This window comes from Rhizobacter fulvus, from assembly GCF_964020785.1.
In genome coordinates this window covers 3,629,977-3,648,609 of the sequence record NZ_OZ224516.1, presented here as the reverse complement: position 1 = coordinate 3,648,609, position 18,633 = coordinate 3,629,977, and the positions used below count along the sequence as shown (strand labels likewise).

Annotated in this window: 18 protein-coding genes; 4 read left to right on the top strand and 14 right to left on the bottom strand. The window is 71.6% G+C overall.

All coding sequences use genetic code 11. The annotated features are described in order from the left end of the window. Positions 1–23: 23 nt before the first annotated feature. The gene (locus ACWH49_RS17220; RefSeq protein WP_448172568.1) at positions 24–719 is read left to right on the top strand and encodes a M48 family metalloprotease; all 696 of its coding nucleotides are present in this window, start codon (positions 24–26) and stop codon (positions 717–719) included. On the opposite strand, the gene ACWH49_RS17215 is transcribed toward ACWH49_RS17220, so the two are convergent. From ACWH49_RS17215 to ACWH49_RS17175, 9 genes are all read right to left on the bottom strand, one after another. Then, complete coding sequence (locus ACWH49_RS17215) at positions 668–1,765, bottom strand: methyl-accepting chemotaxis protein (protein WP_448172567.1); 1,098 nt, start codon at positions 1,763–1,765, stop codon at positions 668–670. The genes ACWH49_RS17220 and ACWH49_RS17215 overlap by 52 nt on opposite strands. 160 nt (positions 1,766–1,925) lie before the next feature. Further along, the gene (locus tag ACWH49_RS17210; RefSeq protein WP_448172566.1) at positions 1,926–2,606 is read right to left on the bottom strand and encodes an HAD family hydrolase; all 681 of its coding nucleotides are present in this window, start codon (positions 2,604–2,606) and stop codon (positions 1,926–1,928) included. Beyond that, the gene (pabB, locus tag ACWH49_RS17205; protein ID WP_448172565.1) at positions 2,603–4,423 is read right to left on the bottom strand and encodes an aminodeoxychorismate synthase component I; all 1,821 of its coding nucleotides are present in this window, start codon (positions 4,421–4,423) and stop codon (positions 2,603–2,605) included. The genes ACWH49_RS17210 and pabB overlap by 4 nt, the downstream gene beginning before the upstream one ends. Before the next feature lie 6 nt (positions 4,424–4,429). Next, entirely contained in the window at positions 4,430–4,963 is a 534-nt protein-coding gene (gene fae, locus ACWH49_RS17200; RefSeq protein WP_448172564.1) for a formaldehyde-activating enzyme, read from the bottom strand. Positions 4,964–5,025: 62 nt separating this feature from the next. Further along, entirely contained in the window at positions 5,026–5,847 is an 822-nt protein-coding gene (locus tag ACWH49_RS17195) for a formylmethanofuran dehydrogenase subunit C (protein ID WP_448172563.1), read from the bottom strand. Continuing rightward, complete coding sequence (gene fhcD, locus ACWH49_RS17190) at positions 5,844–6,767, bottom strand: formylmethanofuran--tetrahydromethanopterin N-formyltransferase (protein ID WP_448172562.1); 924 nt, start codon at positions 6,765–6,767, stop codon at positions 5,844–5,846. The genes ACWH49_RS17195 and fhcD overlap by 4 nt, the downstream gene beginning before the upstream one ends. Further along, on the bottom strand, positions 6,764–8,446 hold the full coding sequence (locus ACWH49_RS17185) for a formylmethanofuran dehydrogenase subunit A (RefSeq protein WP_448172561.1): 1,683 nt from the start codon (positions 8,444–8,446) through the stop codon (positions 6,764–6,766). The genes fhcD and ACWH49_RS17185 overlap by 4 nt, the downstream gene beginning before the upstream one ends. Continuing rightward, a complete protein-coding gene (locus ACWH49_RS17180) occupies positions 8,443–9,705 on the bottom strand; it encodes a formylmethanofuran dehydrogenase (protein WP_448172560.1) in 1,263 nt (420 codons plus the stop codon). The genes ACWH49_RS17185 and ACWH49_RS17180 overlap by 4 nt, the downstream gene beginning before the upstream one ends. A 203-nt stretch (positions 9,706–9,908) precedes the next feature. Beyond that, positions 9,909–10,619, bottom strand: a complete 711-nt coding sequence (locus tag ACWH49_RS17175; RefSeq protein WP_448172559.1) for a HisA/HisF-related TIM barrel protein — start codon at positions 10,617–10,619, stop codon at positions 9,909–9,911. Positions 10,620–10,679: 60 nt separating this feature from the next. Between ACWH49_RS17175 and ACWH49_RS17170 the strand changes: the two genes are divergently transcribed. The 3 genes from ACWH49_RS17170 to ACWH49_RS17160 are packed head-to-tail and all read left to right on the top strand — an operon-like array spanning position 10,680 to position 13,334. Continuing rightward, positions 10,680–11,630, top strand: coding sequence for an ATP-grasp domain-containing protein (locus ACWH49_RS17170; protein ID WP_448172558.1), 951 nt, complete (start codon positions 10,680–10,682; stop codon positions 11,628–11,630). Continuing rightward, positions 11,617–12,735, top strand: coding sequence for a hydantoinase/oxoprolinase family protein (locus ACWH49_RS17165; protein WP_448172557.1), 1,119 nt, complete (start codon positions 11,617–11,619; stop codon positions 12,733–12,735). Before ACWH49_RS17170 ends, ACWH49_RS17165 begins: the two co-directional genes overlap by 14 nt. After that, positions 12,735–13,334 (top strand): amino acid kinase family protein, encoded by a 600-nt coding sequence (locus ACWH49_RS17160; RefSeq protein ID WP_448172556.1) that lies wholly within the window; start codon positions 12,735–12,737, stop codon positions 13,332–13,334. Before ACWH49_RS17165 ends, ACWH49_RS17160 begins: the two co-directional genes overlap by 1 nt. On the opposite strand, the gene ACWH49_RS17155 is transcribed toward ACWH49_RS17160, so the two are convergent. Genes ACWH49_RS17155 through ACWH49_RS17135 form a run of 5 tightly spaced genes read right to left on the bottom strand, consistent with a single transcriptional unit; the run spans position 13,319 to position 18,592 of the window. Then, a complete protein-coding gene (locus ACWH49_RS17155) occupies positions 13,319–14,008 on the bottom strand; it encodes a (5-formylfuran-3-yl)methyl phosphate synthase (RefSeq protein ID WP_448172555.1) in 690 nt (229 codons plus the stop codon). The genes ACWH49_RS17160 and ACWH49_RS17155 overlap by 16 nt on opposite strands. Further along, positions 14,008–14,589, bottom strand: a complete 582-nt coding sequence (locus ACWH49_RS17150; protein ID WP_448172554.1) for a DUF447 domain-containing protein — start codon at positions 14,587–14,589, stop codon at positions 14,008–14,010. The genes ACWH49_RS17155 and ACWH49_RS17150 overlap by 1 nt, the downstream gene beginning before the upstream one ends. Beyond that, positions 14,582–16,012: a DUF6513 domain-containing protein gene (locus ACWH49_RS17145; protein ID WP_448172553.1), complete on the bottom strand. Its 1,431-nt coding sequence runs from the start codon at positions 16,010–16,012 to the stop codon at positions 14,582–14,584. The genes ACWH49_RS17150 and ACWH49_RS17145 overlap by 8 nt, the downstream gene beginning before the upstream one ends. Further along, positions 15,991–16,620, bottom strand: coding sequence for a flavoprotein (locus ACWH49_RS17140; protein WP_448172552.1), 630 nt, complete (start codon positions 16,618–16,620; stop codon positions 15,991–15,993). The genes ACWH49_RS17145 and ACWH49_RS17140 overlap by 22 nt, the downstream gene beginning before the upstream one ends. Further along, complete coding sequence (locus tag ACWH49_RS17135; RefSeq protein ID WP_448172551.1) at positions 16,553–18,592, bottom strand: sigma-54-dependent Fis family transcriptional regulator; 2,040 nt, start codon at positions 18,590–18,592, stop codon at positions 16,553–16,555. Before ACWH49_RS17135 ends, ACWH49_RS17140 begins: the two co-directional genes overlap by 68 nt. Positions 18,593–18,633 lie beyond the last annotated feature (41 nt).

Below are 18,633 nucleotides of genomic sequence, written 5' to 3'. Positions count from 1 at the left end.
GATCCTGGTCGGGAGCGTCTGACATGCGCCGGTGGATCATCACTCTCTCGCTGCTGCTCGCCGTCCCGTTCGCCCGTGGCGAGGAAGGGATCGTCGCGGTGCTCGCCCGGTCGCAGCTGGCCCGGCTCGACGCGACCGCCGCCGCCGATCCGGCCGGAGCCCGCGCCCAGACCGTGCGCCACAGCTTCGACGATCTGGTGCGCGCGCTGGCGATCCAGCCGCCGGCCGAGCTGCGGGTGATCCGGGGCGACACGCTCGCCGAATCGCTGCAGGGCCACATCGTGCTGGCCAACGAGCGCCTCGCCGAGCTGAACGAAGGGGAAAGGCTGTTCATCCTCGCCCACGAGCTCGGCCACATCGCGCTGCACCACTGGGCGCAGACCGAACAGCTCTACCTGAAGTGGGTGCCCGGCGCCGTCACGCCGCAGCAGACCGAGCCGGTGGCCGCGATGCTCGGCCGCGATGCCTCCGGTCAGGCACACCGCCACGAGCTGGAGGCCGATGCGTTCGCGCTGCACGCCCTGGGTGCGCTCGGGCGCGACACCCACGACGCGTTCAGTGTCTTCATGCACCTGGGCGTGACCCGCGACACGGCCACCCACCCGGGCACGCGCAAGCGCCTGGCCTCGCTGCGTGCGGCCGAGGCGGCCCTGGCCGGTGCCGCCGCTCAGCCGGCGACGCGGAACGAGCCCATCGAGTCGGTCAAGCGCGTCGACTGACCCTGCAGCGATTGCGCGGCGGCGGCCAGCTGCTCGACCAGCGCCGCGTTCTGCTGCGTCATCGTGTCGATCTGCGCGATCGCCTGGTGGACCTGCTGGATGCCGCTGCTTTGCGACTGGCCGGCATCGGCGATGTCGGTGATCAGGCGCGACACGTGGTTCACGCTGTCGAGGATCTCCTGCATCGTGCGGCCGGCATCGTCGACCAGCTTCGAGCCGGCCTCGACCTTCTGGGTCGAGTCGTCGATCAGCGTCTTGATCTCGCGCGCTGCGGTCGAGCTGCGCTGCGCCAGGCCGCGCACCTCGGACGCCACGACCGCGAAGCCGCGCCCGTGTTCGCCGGCGCGGGCCGCCTCGACCGCGGCGTTGAGCGCGAGGATGTTGGTCTGGAACGCGATGCCGTCGATCACGCCGATGATCTCGGAGATCTTGCACGCGCTGCCGTTGATCTCGGCCATGCGCTCGATCACGTCGCGCATCGTCTTCTCGCCGCGCGCCGCGACCTCGCTCGACTGCGTGACGACCTGACGCGCCTCGTTCGTGCTCCGGGCGTTGCTCTGCACCGTGGTGGCGAGCTGCTCCATGGAGCTGGCCGTCTGCTGCAGCGCGGTCGCCTGGTTCTCGGTGCGGGTGGACAGATCGAGGTTGCCGCTGGCGATCTCCTCCGACGCGGTATTCACGTGGACCACGGTCTCGCGCACGTCGAGCACCATCTTGCGCAGCTTCTTGCGCATCGAGTTCAGCTCGGCCCGCAGCCAGGAGACTTCGTCCTTGCCGGGCGATTCGATCTTGGTCTCGAGATCGCCGCCCGCAATGCGGATCACGCACTGCACGGTGGGCTCGACGGAATCCCGGACACTGCCGCGGATGGCCCACATCGCCGCGAGCGCGAACAGGCAGCCCGTGGCGGCGATACCGCCCAGCAGCCAGGTCGCGCTGTCGGCCGCGACGCCGCCGCGCAGCGCCCAGACAGCCATGACGCCCAACCCGGCCGTGGTCACGGCGCAGGCGCCGAAACCGATCGTGACCCGGCGCACCAGGCTCACTCTGCGTATCCAATCCATGAAGGGTCTCTCCGGTAGAACGGGCCCTGCGCACCCAACGCGGCGGCGGTGACCATGAAGACTGCCGGAATATCGGCAGGCAGGCACCGAGTTGAATGCCCCGGCCGGCCCGGCGGACAAATCAACTGTCAAATAAGGTCAACTAAGCCGCGTCGATGATCCGCCAGCCCCGGTCCCGCGCGTGCGCCCGCAGCCGCGCGTCCGGACGCACGGCGACCGGATCGGACACCGCCGCGAGCAGCGGCAGGTCACTGACGGAGTCGGAATAGAACCAGCTGCGTTCGAACCCCTCGAGGGCGATTGCGTCGCCGTGCGATCGCTGCGCGAGCCACTGCCGCACGCGCGTGACCTTGTGCTCGCGGAAGCACGGCAGGCCGTCGATCGCGCCGGTCAGCGCGCCGGTGGGCGAACCGTCGGCCGTGGCCGCCTCGGTGGCGAGCACGTGCGGCACGTCGAACAGCCGCGCACACGGCTCGGCGATGAAACGCGTGGTCGCGGTGACGATCGCGCAGAGGTCGCCGGCGTCCCGGTGGCCCCGCACCAGCGCGCGCATCGCATCGGGCACGCGCGGGTGCAGCGCGTGCTCGAACTCGCCGCTCCACCGGGCCAGTTCGGCGCGCCGCACGCTGGCCAGCGGCGCGACGCTGGCGAAGTGCATCGCGTGGATGTCCAGCGTGCCGGCGACGTACTGGCGGCAGTAGTCCAGGTAGACAGCCTCGGCATCGGCGGGCAGCACGCCGCGCGCGACCAGGAACTGCGTCCACGCCATGCCGCTGTCGAACGGGATCAGGGTGTGGTCGAGGTCGAACAGTGCCAGGTTCATCGCGCGATCTCCGCCGGCAGCGCGCCGCGCAGCGCGTTGCAGACGACGATCGCGTCGGCGTGCGCGAGATCGCCGCGCGTCAGGCTGCGCTCCCGCGCGGCCCAGGCAGGATCGTCCAGCAGCACCCCGCGCATCACGCCGGGCAACGCGCCGTCGCGCAGCGGCGGCGTGCACCACTGCCCATCGAGACGCGCGAACACGCTGCTGCGCCCGCCTTCGACGAGCCGGCCGACGGTGTCGAAGAACAGGCTGTCGAACGCGCCGACCACTTCGGCGGCGCGCACGCCGGCGTCGTAGGCGCTGCGCAGCGTGGTCTTGTGGACGGCGAGCGGGTTCGATTCGGGCAGTGGCGTGCGCGCGATCAGCAGGCGGACCGGGCTGGGGAGCCATGCGGACAGCGGCGCGCTCGTCAGCTCGAAGCGGCCGTTGTGCGCGAGCGCGAGGCGCAGCCGCGAAACGGCCGGCGCGCTGAAGGTTGCGAGCGCCCCGCGCACCGCCGCCTCGTCGAGCGCGAAGCCGAGCGCCGACGCACTGTGCGCCAGCCGCGCGAGGTGGCGGTCGAGGTGCCGCACGCCAGGCCCCGGCGCCCAGTGCATCGTCTCGAACAGCTGGAAGCCGGGGTCCAGGCCGGTCAGGAAGCGCGCCTTCACGCGGCACTCGTCGAACTCGTCGTCGGCGCGGCTGTCGATCACGATGCCGGCGCCGACGCCGAGGCGCAGCGGGCGCAGGCCGCGCGACGGCGCTCCCAGCGTCAGCGTGCGGATCGCGACCGACAGGCAGAAGTCGCCGAGGCGCGCCTCGCCGGTCGGCGCATCGACCCAGCCGATCGCGCCGCAGTACAGGCCGCGCGGCGTGGTCTCCAGCTGCGCGATCAGCCCCATCGTGCGGTGCTTGGGCGCGCCGGTGATCGAGCCGCACGGGAATAGCGCGCGCAGCAGCTCGGGCATGCCGACCTCCGGGCGGACCTGCGCCTCGATCGTCGAGGTCATCTGGAACACGGTCGAGTACGGCTCGATCGCGAACAGCGCCGGCACCCGCACCGTCCCGGTCCGCGCGAGCCGGCCGAGGTCGTTGCGCAGCAGGTCGACGATCATCAGGTTCTCGGCCCGGTTCTTCACGTCGATCGCGAGCAGACGCGCCGATTCGCTGTCGCTCTCCGGCGCCGCAACGCGTGCCGCGGTGCCCTTCATCGGCCGCGCGGTCAGCAGCCCGGCGTCATGGCGCACGAACAGTTCGGGCGAACACGACAGCACGTGCGTGACGTCGCCGCCCGCCGGCAGCGCGATCAATGCGCCGTAGCTCACCGGCTGGCGCGCCCGCAGCGCGCGGTACAGCGCGATCGGCGAACCGTACGCGGCGCCTTCGAGCCGGTAGGTGTAGTTGACCTGGTAGGTCTCGCCGTTGCGGATCGCTTCCTGGATCGCGGCGATCGCGCCGGTGAACTCCGCGCGGTCGACGCTGGGCTGCAGGTGCATCACGCCGGCAGGCGCGTCCACGCCCGAGTCATCGCGCGTGGCCAGCCACGCATCGACCTCACCGCGCCCGAGCCGCGTGAGGCCGCGGAACATCAGAACGCGCAGTGCCGAGCCCGCATCGGCCGGCCGCACGCCGGCCCGCAGCAGCTTCGCGCCCCATTCGTAGTCGGCCAGCACCACCGCGTGCAGACCGGCGCGCTGATCGGCGTCGACCCTGCCCCAGACAGCGTCGAGCTCCGCGGGATCGGCGCAGCGGTGCTCGCGCACGAACCCTTCGTACAAGCGGCTGGTCGGCCGCGCGCGCGTGGCGTCGCGGTCGTCGAGCAGCGCGAAGGCGTCCACGGCGGCCTAGGACCAGTCGTCCATGTCGTGCTTGATCTTGTGGCGGTTGGCGATCAGTTCGTCGATCGACGGCTCGTTGTTCAGCGCACGGCGGATCGCCAGCCTGGTCGCCTCGTGGTTGGTGCGGTACATGTCCTTCTTGTCGAGGTTCGGGTCCTTCGCGCAGCGCGGGTCGATCCAGATCAGGCTGATGATGCACAGCTCGTTCGCGATGGCGCGCGGGATCGTGCCGTCGATCAGGCAGTCGACCACCGCATCGGCCGTGGCGCTCTGCACGACGCCGCCGAACAGGTCGACGTTGGCCATGTCCTTCAGCGTGACCTTGGGCACGACGATCGTCGCCGGCCGGACCAGCTGGTTGCAGGCACGGATCGCGAACATCGCGGTGTGGCCCTTGCTCTGCGCCATCATGTTGGCGAAGGCCTGGCCGACCGGCCCGCTCGTGCGACCGATCAGGATCTCCGGCATCGCGTCGGTGAACTGGCCTTCGCGGGCCAGCACGGTCGCCTCGCCGGCGTGGAAGAGGTAGTCGTTGTTCATCGTGGGTCCTTCGTGGAAAAGGAAGATGGTTTCGATGCCGCGCGGCACCTGCGCGCGCGAGCCTACACGGCGACGATCAGCTCGCCGCGGCCGTCCGACGACAGGTCGCCGAGGTGGCGCACGATGCGCCGCGCGGGCAGGCCTGCGAACGGCCCGCCGTGGCGCGCGATGGCGCGGGCCAGCAGTTGCCACGCGACCGCCGCATCCGCCTGCGCCGGCACGAAGGTCGGCGCGATGCGCGGTGCCACACCCGCAAAGATCACGCTGCCGCGCCGCATGCCGTAGCCGACATGCGCGCCGCAGCTGCCGCCGATCGCGATCGTGCCGGCGACCAGGCGCGACGCGGGGAAATCGCCGACATCGCCGAACACCAGCGCGGTGCCGCGTCGCATGCGGTCGCCGAAGCGGTCGCCGGCGCGGCCGCGAACGACGAATGTGCCGCCGCGCATGCCGTCCATGCTGCCGGGCAGCGTGCTCGCGGCGTGGTCGCCGACGTCGCCGTCGACGGTCAGCATGCCGCCGGCCATCTCGCAGGCGGCGAGCAGCCCGGCATCGCCTTGCACGCGCAGCGCGCCGCCGGTCATGCAGGCACCGACGTAATCGCCCGCCGAGCCCTGGACGAGGATGCTTCCCGCCCCAAGCTGCCAGCCGATGCGGTCGAAGCGGGTGAGGTCGCCGTCGAAGACGAGCTCGTTGTCGCTGCCGTCGGTCGTTTCACGCGCGACGGCGAAGAACTCGCCCAGCGACAGCGTCTGCGTGCCGTGGGTCACGGCGAGTTGCTCGATCCGCGCCGGCGCCAGGTCGGCCAGCGCGGTGGGCGTGATCGCGCGCAGATCGACGCGCAGTGCCGGCGATTGCCTGAGCGCCAGTCGCACGCGGCTCATGAGCCGGCTCCGTCGAGCAACTTGTGCAGGTGGAAGTGATAGGGCCCGAGCTTGCCGCCGTAGTTCCCCGCCGACACCCGCAGCATGCCGCCCGCCGAACCGATCGCGATGCACGACTGCAGGCCCGCCAACATCGCCGCGCCGACGTCGGCCTCGGTCAACCCGTCGATCACGATCTCGAGAACGCAGTGCACCTCCGGTGTCAGCTCGCTCTTCTTCGCCAGTCCATACAGCCCGGGGCAGAACGCGTCGTTGGTCGAGGCGCTCAGCGTCGCGTACTTGCTGCCCACCTTCGAGCCGGAGCGCACCACGCCGCCGGGGAACGGCATGACGACATTGGGCAGCCGCTTCATCGCCACGACCGCGGCCTCGGCGGCCGCGAGGGCCGACTCGGTGTCGGTCGCGAGCATCAGAAGATTGCCGCCGCCGACCGCCTTGGTCACCGCGGTCGTCTCCTGCGCGACGAACTCGCCGTCCATCACCGGCACGCGCCAGTAGCGGATGCCGTCGATCACCTTGCTGATCTGCCAGCCGTCGCCGAAGAAGCGCAGGTTCTTGCCGAGCGCGATGGCTTCGCCTTCAGCCACACCGGCGAACACGGCCGTCGTCGGGCAGGTCAGCACGCACTGGCCGACGCGGCGCTCGACCTGCTTCGCGAGCTCCTTGCCCGACATCGAGAAGATCAGCAGCGCAATGCCGGGCCGGCCGTCGGGCGTCTCGTCGGGCCCGAGCTCGCGCTCGATCCCCGCCTCGCAGCCGCAGGCGATGACCGAGGTCGCGAAGCCACTCGCGCTGACCGCCGCGTGGCGCGCCCAGGTCGGGTTGTGCGCGGTGATCACGAGCCGGGTCGCCTTCATCGGGAAGGCCTCGGCAAAGGTGTCGTCGATCACGACGCCGTTGAGGACGCGCGCGTCGCTCACGGGCTGACCTCGAAGCACGCGGCGGGCAGCAGGCGCCCACCGTTGCAGCAGTGGCACAGCTCGTCATGCCCGATCGCGACCTGATCGAACTGGACCAGCCCGTGGGTCGCGTGGTGCTTGCGCAGCATCGTCTCGATGCCGCGGTCGAACTCGGGCGCGACGAAGTGCGTGCCGCCGGTCGGCACCGCGGTGATGTTGCCGCCGCGCGCAACCAGTGCCCCATCCTTGAACACGAAGGCGGGCGTCGCGAACATCGCCTCGCGGTTCGCGTCCTCACGGTAGACCGCGATGTCGGCCGCGGCGCCCGCGCCAAGGTGGCCGCGATCGGTCAGCCCGAGCAGGCGGGCCGGCGCGGCGCGCGTCATGATCGCGATCTCGTACAGCGAGAGTTCGCGCGTGATGGAGTTCAGCGCCGCGTTGGCCGCCACGTCCGGGTGCAGCCTGGCGAGTTGCTCGGCGCGGAAACTGCGGTCGGTCAGCAGGCGGATCAGGTGCGGGTAGCTGGTGAACGGGCCGCCGTTCGGGTGGTCGGTGGTCAGCACCACACGCCACGGGTCTTTGACGAGCAAGAAGATCTCCAGCCCGATCGCCCACTGCAGCGCGTTGACGAAATTCTGGTCGCGGTAGCGGAACGGCACGACGCCGCAGCCGGCCTCGCACTCGATGTCGGCGCCGATCCACTTGCGCGGGCTCGCCAGGCCCGATTGCGCGTGCTGGCGCATCGTGTCGCCCGAGGCGGTGACGGTCTGGCCGAACATGATCTGGCCGACGTCGATGCTGATGTTCGGGTTCGCGTTGACCGCCTCGGCGAGCTGCAGCGCGGCCGACGAGAACTTCTTCGGCCCCTCGGCGCCGTAGGCGTGGAACTGGATGTGCGTGAGGTGCGCCGGCAGGCCTTCGAGCGCGGCGATGGTCTCGAGCGTGGACTCGATGTTGCCCGCCACGCCGAGGTTGCTGCCGTGGATGTGCAGCGGGTGCGGCACGCCGAGCTCGCGCAGCGCCTTCGCGAGCGTGTGCACCACTTGCCGCGGCGTGACGCGCCAGTGCACGTGGTCCTCGTCGACATCGAGCTTGCGCTGGTTGAACTTGAAGGCCGAGATGCCGCCGGGGTTGACCACCTTCACGCCCATCGCCTTCGAGGCGTTGATGGTCCAGCCCACGTAGTCGCGGATGCTCTGCGGGTCGTCGCCGCGGCTGAGCATCTGCAGGAACAACTCGTCGTTGCCGAGCATCACGTAGGCGCCGTGGTCGAGGATCGGCGTGTCGCCCATCTCCATGTGCGTGTGGCGCGCGTTGCAGGCCATCATCGCCGGCTCGAACGCGGCCGTGTAGCCCATCTCGACGTAACGGTAGCCGGTGGCCAGCGTGCCCGGCACGCAACCGCCGCAGGAGGCGAGTTCGAGCGGGTTGGTCGGCAGCGCGATCGGGTTCGGCCCGGCCCGCTGCATCTCGGGCAGCAGCAGCCGCGCGAGGTTGACCTTGCCGCCGCCGATGTGGGTGTGCATGTCGATGCCGCCGGCCATCACGACGCAGCCGGAGATGTCGAGCTCGTCGGTCGCGGCCTCGTTCGGCGCGAGCGTGACGAGGCGGCCGTCGCGGACGAACAAATCGCGCACCTCGCCGTCCACACCGTTCGTCGGGTCGATCACGCGCCCGTCGCGCAGTCGCAAGGTCGTCATGCGGTCGCCTCCGGCAGCGCGAGCGTGATGCGCCGCAGCACTTCGGCGACCGTCGGCAGACCGTCGTCGCGCAGCGCACGCAGCGGCATCAGCACCGAACTGTCGGTGCGGAACAGGTGACCGGCCGTGCCGATGCCGGGCGTCGCGACCGGGATGAAGACGGTGCCGCGCCCTTGCGCCGCACCGGCGAAGGACGGATGGCCGAGCACGATGCGCGGCAGCGCGCCGGCCGGCGGGGCGGGCTCGGTGCCGAAGCTGGCGATCCAGAGCAGCGCGTCGACCGCACCCTCGGCCAGCAGGTGCTGCGCAGCAAAGCGCAGCGGTTCGTGCTCCAGTCCCATCGGCGCGGCACGGCTGCGCAGCGGCAGCCCCGACAGCCAGGTGAAGACCGCGTTGACCGTCGACGCGCCGTCGCCGCCGCCCAGCGGCAGCGCGGCGGCGCGGCTGCGCTGGTTCAGCGTCGCGACCGTGCGGTTGATCGCCTCGACGATCAGCGCGCCCTGCGCCGGCAATGGCGCCGACTCGTAGGCCAGCACCGCGTAGCGCGCGCCGCGCAGCCGCTCGGCCAGGGCCGCCAGCGGCCCGCCCGCGCCGCCGACCGCACGGCCGGCGACACAGGCGGCCAGCATCGCGGCAGCGTCGAACAGATCGCCGTCGAAGCGAACCGTCGCGACACCGGCCGGCGGCGCGTCCGGCACCACGCCGATGGTCGGCTGCAGCAACACCACCTGCGCCTGACCGCCCTCGCCCACCCCGCAACGCCGCAGGAATTCCGGGTAGCGCGCGCCCGGCCACGTGCCGACGCAGACGATCAGGTCGGCGCGCGTGTGCACTTCCGCCAGCGTGGTCGTGAACGCGCCGCGGTCCTGCATCGCGCGCAGGCCGTGAAACAGCGCGGCGCCGCCGGCCGGGTCGCAGATGGCGCCGGTGCGGCAGGCCAGCGGGTACAGCGCACGGGCACCGGCCACGTCGGTGCCCAGGCCGCCGAACAGCGGCTGGCGGCTCGCCGCCAGCAGACGCGCGGCCGCGTCGACGGCCGCCTCCAGTGGGCACGCGGCGCCGTCGATCAGCGGTTGGGCGGAGGGCAGCGCCACGGCGTCGAAGCGCGCCAGCGCGGCACGGGCGCGGGGACAGTCGCTGCCCTGCAGGGCCCAGCCTTCCGGGCCGCCCGCGACCGCGAAGCGGTCGCACAGCAAGGGGCAGAACGGGCAGGTCCAGGCGGCCGCCACGGGCACGGACGACGATTCGAGGGCAGTCATTCGTCCCCCGGCACGCAAGCGATGTGCCATTGCGGCGCACTGCGGGCGCCGGAATGGGGCGCGGGCGCAGTCGAGCCGGTCGGTGGCCACATCTGGAACACAGTGTGGCGGTTTTGGCCGGTCCGGCCCCCGGCGTCGGCCGTGCCGGGATGGCACGATTCGTGATGCGGCAAGGCCATGGCAGGGACAATTCCGAGCAGCGGTCAGGGACGTGCCTGGCGCGGCAGTTGGAGATCGTGCAGGGCGCTGGCGACCAGCCACGCGCCGGCACCGGCAGCTGCGGCGTGGGCCAGGTCGGCGGGGCTGCGCACGCCGCCGGCACCCACCAGCGTCGTCCCGGGGGACAGCCGCCGCAGCGTGGTCATCGTTTCCAGGTCGGGCCCGGCGCCGGAACCGACACGCTCCAGCGTCATCACGATCACGCGCTGCGGCCACAGCGCCGGCGTATCCCAGCAGCCGGCCGGGTCGAGGCGCCGGCCGTCGCGCCGGTCCAGCGACAACACCGCGCCATGCGGACCGAAGCGCCGGTGGCAGTCCTCGAGCGCAGCGCGCGAGGCGAGCGATTCGCTGGCGATCACCGGCACGATCCGGTCGGCGTGCAGGGCCAGCCCGGCGCGCAGCGCGAGGGCTGCGTCGGCGTTCGCGAAGGCGGCGTCGACCCAGAGCTCGATCCCGCCCAACGCCTCCAGCAAGTCGCGCAACACCGCCATTTGCGGGGCGCCGCCCATCAGCGCGTCGAGGTCGGCCACATACAGTCGGGTCGCCGCGCAATGGTCGACGAGGACGCGGGCCACCGTCACCGGATCGCTGCTCGCGCACAGGGCCGATTCGATCGGCCGGTAGGCCTGCCGGTCGCCTCGGACGCCACGCACCACCTGGCCTTTCAACAGATCGATCACCGGAATCAGGGTCATGCTGCTTGCTTCGTCGTTCACGTCGTCATCGCTGCCGCGCCGGCTGCCCAAGGACCCGACATGATGCGCGCATTCGTCTACGAATCGCTGAGCGCCGGCGCTGTCGCGGACGCGCCTGACGAGTTGCGAGCCGCCGGCTGCGCGATGCGCGATGCGGTCGCGCAGGACCTGCTGCGCACCGGCACCGTGGCGGTCTCGGTCGCCACCGCGCCGCACGCCACGCCGGTGCCGGCCGGCGCGCGCGCGCTCAGCGTTCCGCCCGACGTGGCCGACGCCGAGTTCGTCGCGCAGCAGGCGCGGCTGCACGACGTCGTCTGGGTGATCGCGCCCGAGACCGATGGGGTGCTGGGCCGGCTGCAGCGCGTCGTCGAGGCCGGACGCTGGGTCGGGTGCGACGCCGCGTCGATCGCCATCGCGTCGAGCAAGCGCGCGACGCTGGCGCACGCGGCCGAGCGCGGCATCGCGACGCCGCGCATGTTCGCGGCGTCGCCGACGACGCGCCGCTGGGTCGTCAAGCCCGACGACGGCGCCGGCGCGCTCGCCACGCGCCTCCACAACACGCATGCCGCCGCACGCGACGATCTGCAGGCGCGCCAGGCCCGCGGCGAGGTCGCCGTGCTCGAGCCCTGGGTCGCGGGCGAGGCGCTGAGCCTGTCGCTGTTGTGCAGTGCCGAGCGCACGGAACTGCTGTGCGTGAACCGTCAGGCGCTCAGCGTCGATGCGTTCGGCACGGTCGGCTTCGACGGGGTGCAGGTGAACGCGCTCTCCGGCGACGATGCGCGCCTGGCCACGCTGCGCCCCTGGGCACAGACGCTCGTCACCGCGCTCCCGGGCCTGCGCGGCTATGTCGGCGTCGACCTGGTCTGGCATCGCCAGCACGGGCCGGTGCTGATCGAGGTCAACCCGCGCGTGACGATGGCGTATGTCGGCCTGTCGGCGGCGCTCGGCCGCAATCTCGCGGGCGCCGTGCTCGCGGCGCACCGCCAGGAGTTTTCCGATGCCCTCGCCTGATCACCGCCACGTGGTCGGGTGGGACATCGGCGGCGCGCATGTCAAGGCCTGCCTGCTGCGCGACGGCTGCGTCGTCGACGTCGCCCAGTGGGCCTGCCCGCTGTGGCAGGGGACCGAGCACCTCGAGCGCGTGCTGCAGCTCGCGCAGGCGCGCTGGCCGCAGTTGGCGGAGCCGGCGCACCGCGCCACCGCGATGCACGGTGTGACGATGACCGGCGAGATGACCGACCTGTTCGAGCACCGCGAGGACGGCGTGCAGCGCATCGCCTCGACGCTGGCCGACGCGTTGTCGCCGGGCACGCCCGAGGCGATGCGCTTCTTCGCCGGGGAGTCGCGCTGGTGCGAAGTCGCCGAGGTCGGCACGCACTGGGAGCGCATCGCGTCGGCCAACTGGCGCGCGACGGCGGCGCATGCGGCGCAGCGCCTCCTCGAAGGCGTGCTGATCGACATCGGCAGCACGACCACCGACCTGATCGCCTTCCGCGCCGGCCGCGTGCTCGGTCGCAGCCGCAGCGATGCGGACCGGCTGGCCAGCGGCGAACTGGTCTACCACGGCGTGGTGCGCACGCCGCTGTGTTCGCTCGGCCCGCGCGTGGCGTGGCGCGGCGCGGACATGAACGTGATGAACGAGTTCTTCGCGACCACCGCGGACGTGTACCGGCTCACCGGCGAGCTGGACCCGGCGCACGACCTGCACCCCCCAGCCGATGGCGCCGCCAAGGATCTGGAATCCACGCGTCGGCGCCTGGCCCGCATGATCGGCCTGGACGCACGCGACGCCGCGACGGACGACTGGCTCGCGTTCGCCCGCACCTGGCGCACGCGCCAGGTCGACGAACTCGCCGGTCAGCTGCGGCGCGTCGCCGAGGCGCACCGCCTGTCGGGCTCGACGGTGGTCGTCAGCGCCGGCTGCGGCGATTTCCTGGTCGCCGACATCCTCGAACGCGCCGGCCTGCAGCACGCCCGTCTGCTGCGGTATGGCGACGACATCGCCCCCGTCGACGAGGCCGGCACGCCATCCGCTCGCGCCGCGCTGTCGAACTGGGCGCAGGTGTGCGCGCCCAGCGTCTCGGTCGCGACGCTGCTCGACCGGGGGCAGCGCTGATGTGGGTCGTCAAGCTCGGGGGCAGCCTGACGGCCGATCCGGCGCTGCCGCACTGGCTCGACCTGCTGGCCCAGCTCGGCGGCGGGCGCGTCACGATCGTCTGCGGCGGCGGCGCACTGGCCGACGAAGTGCGGCGCGCTCAGGCGCTGTGGCAGTTCAACGACCTGGCCGCGCACAACATGGCGGTGCTGGCGATGGCGCAGACCGGCTACCAGCTGCACGCGATGAACCCGACGCTGCAACTGGCGGCGAGCAAGGCCGAGATCGCGAACGTGCTGCACAAGGGCCGCGCGGCGATCTGGCTGCCGTTCGAGCTGCAGCGCGATGCGCCCGACCACCGCACGCACTGGGGCGCCACCTCCGACACGATCGCGCTCGATCTGGCGCGCGAGCTGAACGCGGAGCGCCTGGTGGTCGTCAAATCGTGCGCGATCGATCCGCTGCAGACGCTGGCGGAGCTCGGCGCCGCCGGCGTGCTGGACGAGGGCTTCGGCGACCAGGCGCGCGGCGCGGCGTTCCCGATCGAGCTGATCCACAAGGGCGACCTGCCGCGCATGCGTTCGCTGCTGCTCGGCGAAGGGCGTCACCGCGACGCTTGAAGCGCTTGCGCGAGCGTGCGCAGGCGCGTGGGGTCGAGCGCACCGCTGCGGTCGCCCGCGCACACGGCGCTGCGGAAGCCGGCGAAGTCGGGCACCAGCCGTTGCAAGGCCGCGAGCTGCGGCAGGCGCAGCGCGCCGGCCAGGCCGACCAGCGCGCCGCTGCCGCGCACGCGGGCGACGAAGCGTCGGAGCTCATCCGCCGCGATCAGATCGAACAGGCTGCCCGCCCGCTTGTCGGCGGTGTCGACCATCAGCGCGGGAAACTTCAGCGCACACGCCAGGTCGACGTGCGCGTCGTCGAGCCCGCGGTCGGCGATGAAGACCGGCACGACCGCGTGGCCGGTACCGGCCAGCGCATCGAGCACCGCGGGGGCGTACGGGGTGCGCTCGATGCCGACCTTGACGTAGTCGACCCCGCAGGCCGCGACGGCCGCCACACGCGCCAGGATCGCAGCGCGTTCGGTCATCGGCAGGTCGCCGATCGTCGCGCTGACGAGCAGGCCGCGGTCGCGCGACCGCAGCGTGCGAAGCGCCTCGACGATGGCCGCGATCGTCACGACCGGCAGGCCGCCGAGCGCGCCTTCGCGCGGCTCCTTCAGGTCGATGAAATCGGCACCACCGTGCGCCGCCAGCAGCGCCTCGGGCACATCGCGCACGCTGACGAGCATGCGCATCACGAGGCCCTCCCGCGCGCCGCGGCGCGGTGCGTGGCCACCGCCTCGGTCAGCCAGCCCCAGGCCTCGTGTTCCTCGGGCCCGGCGGTCTTGTCGACCGCAATCTGCAGGTAGGCCATCTCGGCATCCACCTTCTCGGCCGGCAGCATGTGCAGCCGGCTCACGAGCACCGCGCCCTCGATCACCGCCGCCTGCGCGCGGTTGAAGCCGACGAACGGCGCGTGGCTCGCCTCGAACAGGCGTGCCATGCGCAGCACCGGGCGCTGCGGGTCGTCCTGCAGTTCGGCCAGCGCCAGTTCGACATGGCTGAGCGCACAGGCCAGCCTCAGGCCCTCGATGCGTTCGGTCGGCTGCATCGGCCACGAGCGGCGGCCGGTCACCGAGCCGGCGAACACGCGCGTGTCGAGCACGACGTTGAGCACCGCATGGCCGCTCGCGACGATGTTGGCGAGCGTGGTCGAGGGCCTGAACGGCATCAGCACCACGTCCGCACCGCGGTAGCGAACACCCATCGGCGCGACATGCGGCGTGCCGTCGGCGGCGACCGTGCTGACCACCGTCTCGTAGATCACGTCATTCATCGCCGGCGTCCGTGGGAGGTGAAGCGGAGGCGGCGCGCGCCCGGCCGGTCGTGCGGGTCGTTCCGGGTGCGCACCAGGTTGTCAGGTCCTGCGCGTCGGTCGCGACGGCGCATCCCCAGTCGAGCGGCTGGTCCTGCACGTAGCGCTTGCCGAGCCGCCACGCGATCTCGGCGTGGGCCAGCTCGACGCCCATGTAGAACGCATGGCTCGCGTCGTGCCCGAGCTTCAGCTGCGGCCACAGCTCGAATGCACCCTGGCCGGTGCGCAGGCCGTCGCGGTTGTAGACATGCAGCCCCTGCTGCGAGACCTGCACGCGAAAGTTCGGATCGCGCACCTGCGCGGCGACCTGCTCGATCTCCAGCGGCGTGTCGGGGAACGGGTGCTTGGCGTGCACCGTCATCAGCGCGTCGTTCAGACCCTTGGGCAGCGTCTGGTGGCGCGCCGCGGCGTGCATGATGCGACGCGCCCAGTCGGCCTCGCGGACCGCACGGCGCGCATGGGCGCTGACCTGCGTGGTCAGCACCGCGGCGACGTTCAGCTCGGCCGCGATGCCGAACAGCAGCGCGTTGATGCCGCTGGTGTCGGCTTCGGTCAGCTCGGTCAGGTTGCCCACGCCCATCATGATCGCCGCCTCGGGGAAGCGCTCGCGCAGCCGGTGGTAGCGCACGATGGAGGCGGTCAGTCCGAACGGGATCGGGTCGAGGATCGAATCGGCGAGGAACGGTCGGCCGCGCCGCTGCATCTGCTCGACCGCCTCGAACAGCGAAGCTTCGTCGGTGGGCACGCGCGGGATCAGCACCGGCACGGCCGCGACTTCATCGGCGACCCACAGGGTGTCGATCGTGAGGCTGAGCAGGTAGTCGGCACCGGCCCGGCCGCCGCGCAGCAGCTCGTCGGTGTCGATCGAATCGACGCTGACCTTGAACCCTTCGGATTTCAGCGCCTGAACGCCCTCTTCGAGGTGCGAGAAACGCGTCGCGGGCAGACAGCCGAGGTCGATCACGTCGGCGCCGTCGGCGGCGAGCGCGCGAGCGCGCGCCACGATCTGCGCGACGCTCAGCTGCGACGCGTCGACGATCTCGGCGAAGATCGCGACCTCGTACTCGGCCAGGTCGATCGGCGCCGCGGCGCGATCGAAGTAGCGCGGCAGGTCCTTCAGCTCCTCGGGCCCGCGTTCGACCGGGATGCCGTAATGCCGGGTCAGCGCGTCGAGGTCGCCGCGGCAACGCCCGGGCACGATGATGCGGTCGGCCTCGATGGGTGCCGGCACGCGGCGCCGGATCATCTCGGCCGTCATCAGCGCGGCGACCTGCAGGCCGATCTCGCGCACCTCCCACGTGAACGGCAACGCCGCGATCCCGCCGAGCACGCGCGCGAGGCTGGCCTGCGCGAGGCGTCCGGTCAGGAAGACGAGGTGGTCCATGCGAGCGACAGTTCCTTCAGGCGCGCATCGAGCGCCGCTTCGAGTTCGGGGGGCGAGGCCACGACGCGGCAGAAATCGATCGTGCGCAGCCGCTCGACATTCTCGAGTTCGATGCGCCGCGGCCGCAGCGTGACCCAGTCGTGCGGCGACTTCGTCACCACCACCGGCTCGGTGTCGCATGCAAACACGATGCCCGGGATGCCGAGCTTGCCGGCCTGCGCGAACATGTTGGTCGGCAGCGAGTCGCTGATGCCGAACGCGCACTTCGCCACCGTGTTGCTGGTGGCCGGCGCGACGACGACGGTGTGATACACGTCGTCGTACAGCGTGCCCACCGGCACCGCGCTGGCGGTCTTGTCGCGGAAGATCCGGAAATCGGGCCGCAGATCTTCGATCCCGATCTTGTAGATCGGGAGCACCTCTTCGGCCGCGGCCGACAGGAACAGATCGACGTCCGGCAACCGCGCCGCGAGCGCCAGCGATTCCTCCAGAAAGTGCCCCGAACCGGTGATGCACCAGGCGAAGCGGGAGCGCATCCGCTCACTCGGGGTGGGAGACCTCGATGTGGAGTCGGTGGAGCTTGCGGTAGAGGGTGTTGCGGCTGACATCGAGCGCCTTGGCGACATTGCTGACGTTCCAACGGTGCTGCTCGAGCATCTGCAGCAACACCTGTCGCTCGTTGGCCTGGATCGGGTTGAGTTTGACAGGCGGCGCCGGGTCTTCTTCGGGCGTCGCACCGACCGCGTCGGCGTTGCCTGCGACCGGCGCCGGCGTCTGCTGCAGGCGAGCCGGATGCAGGATCAGTGCCGGCAGGTGCTCGCGCGTGATGACCGCGCCATCGGCCAGCGCGGCGGCGCTGCGCAGCACGTGGCGCAGCTGGCGGATGTTGCCCGGCCACGGGTAGTCGAGCAGCAGCCGCTCGGCATCGGCGCTCAGGCTGCCGGCGGCGCCGGCCTCGGTCTTCAGCAGGTCGTGGATCAGCTCGCGCTTGTCGGTGCGATCGCGCAGCGACGGCAGTTCGAGTTCGATGCCTGCGAGGCGGTAGTACAGGTCCTCGCGGAAGCGCCCTTCGCGCACCAGCGCCGGCAGGTTCTGGTGGCTGCCGCTGATCAGCTGGAAGTCGACCGGGTGGGTGTCCTCGGTGCCCAGCGGCGTCACCTGGCGCTCGTCGAGCACGCGCAGCAGGCGGGCCTGCAGGTCGAGCGGCATGTCGGCGATCTCGTCCAGGAACAGGGTGCCGCCGTCGGCCTGCAGGATCTTGCCGCGCCGGCCGGTGCGCTGCGCGCCGGTGAACGCACCGGCGCGGTAGCCGAACAGCTCGGATTCGATCAGCGTCTCGGGCAGGCTGGCGCAGTTGACCGCCACGAATGCGCCGTCGGCATGCGGGCTCGCGTCGTGCGTCGCACGGGCGAAGACCTCCTTGCCCGAGCCGGTCTCGCCCCACAGCAGCACCGGCGTCTGGCGCGCGATGACGCGGCGGGCGGTCTCGAGGTGGGCGATCAGGCGTGCGTCCTTGAAGGTCGCGTTGCTGTGCGGCGCCGGGCGCCCCGGCGCCGGCCTTCCGGGCCCCTTCGACACCAGTGCGACGTGCCCCGCACCGGCGCCGCCCGCCATCGCCGCCACCGACATCGGGTGAACCGAGGCCGTCGCGCTCGACGCCGGCCGACGCGCGACCGCGAAGAAGCGCAGCGCCGCGTTGGCGCGGTAGGTGACGACCGGGTGAAACGAGGACGACATGCTCCGCTGCAGCATGTCCTCGAGCGACGTCTGGAACAGGTCCTCGAGGCGGCGCGAGCGGATCTCGTCCATCGACTGCAGGCCGAGCTGGAACAGCGCGCTGCGGTTGGCCGCGACGATGTAGCCGTCGTCCCCGACCGCGAGCTTGCCCTCGTGCAGCGTGTAGACGAACTCGGGTCGGCTGTGGAAGTGCAGCGGGTGCGCGTTGCGGAAACGCTGGTCGATCAGGCGGTTCTCGATCATGCGCGCGGTCATGCCGAGCAGCACCAGCAGGTGCTGCTGCATCTGGCCGGAGCGGCTCGACACATCGAGCACTGCGGCGATCTCGCCGGACGGGTCGTAGACCGGCACGGCCGAGCAGGTGAGCTGCGAGAACTGCGTGAAGAAGTGGTCCTCGCGGCGGATGGCCACGGGCGCGGCGGCGGCGATGCAGGTGCCCATGCCGTTGGTGCCGGCCTCGGCCTCGCTCCACATGCCGCCGGTGCGCAGGCCGAGCGGCGCGACCTCCGCGGCGAAGGCCGGTGACGAGACCATGTGGATGATGACGCCGTCGGTGTCGGTCAGCACGACCGCCGATTCGGCATCGGCGAGTTGCTGGTACAGCGTCGTCATCTCGTAGCGCGCGCAGTCGATCACATCGGCCTTGCGCTCGCAGCGGTTCTCCAGCGCGGCGCGCTCGATGATCGCCGGCTTGCGCGGCCGATCGGGATGAAGGCGGTACTCGTTGAGGCAGCGGCTCCACGAGCGCGTGATCGCCTCGTTGCCTTGCTCATGCACGCCGTTCTGCACCATGACCATGATGCGTTCGGCGTGCCGGTCGGGGTCCTGCACGGGCAATCCCATCGATGTCTCCAAATGTTCCCGGCCTTGAAGGCTCTGAGGTG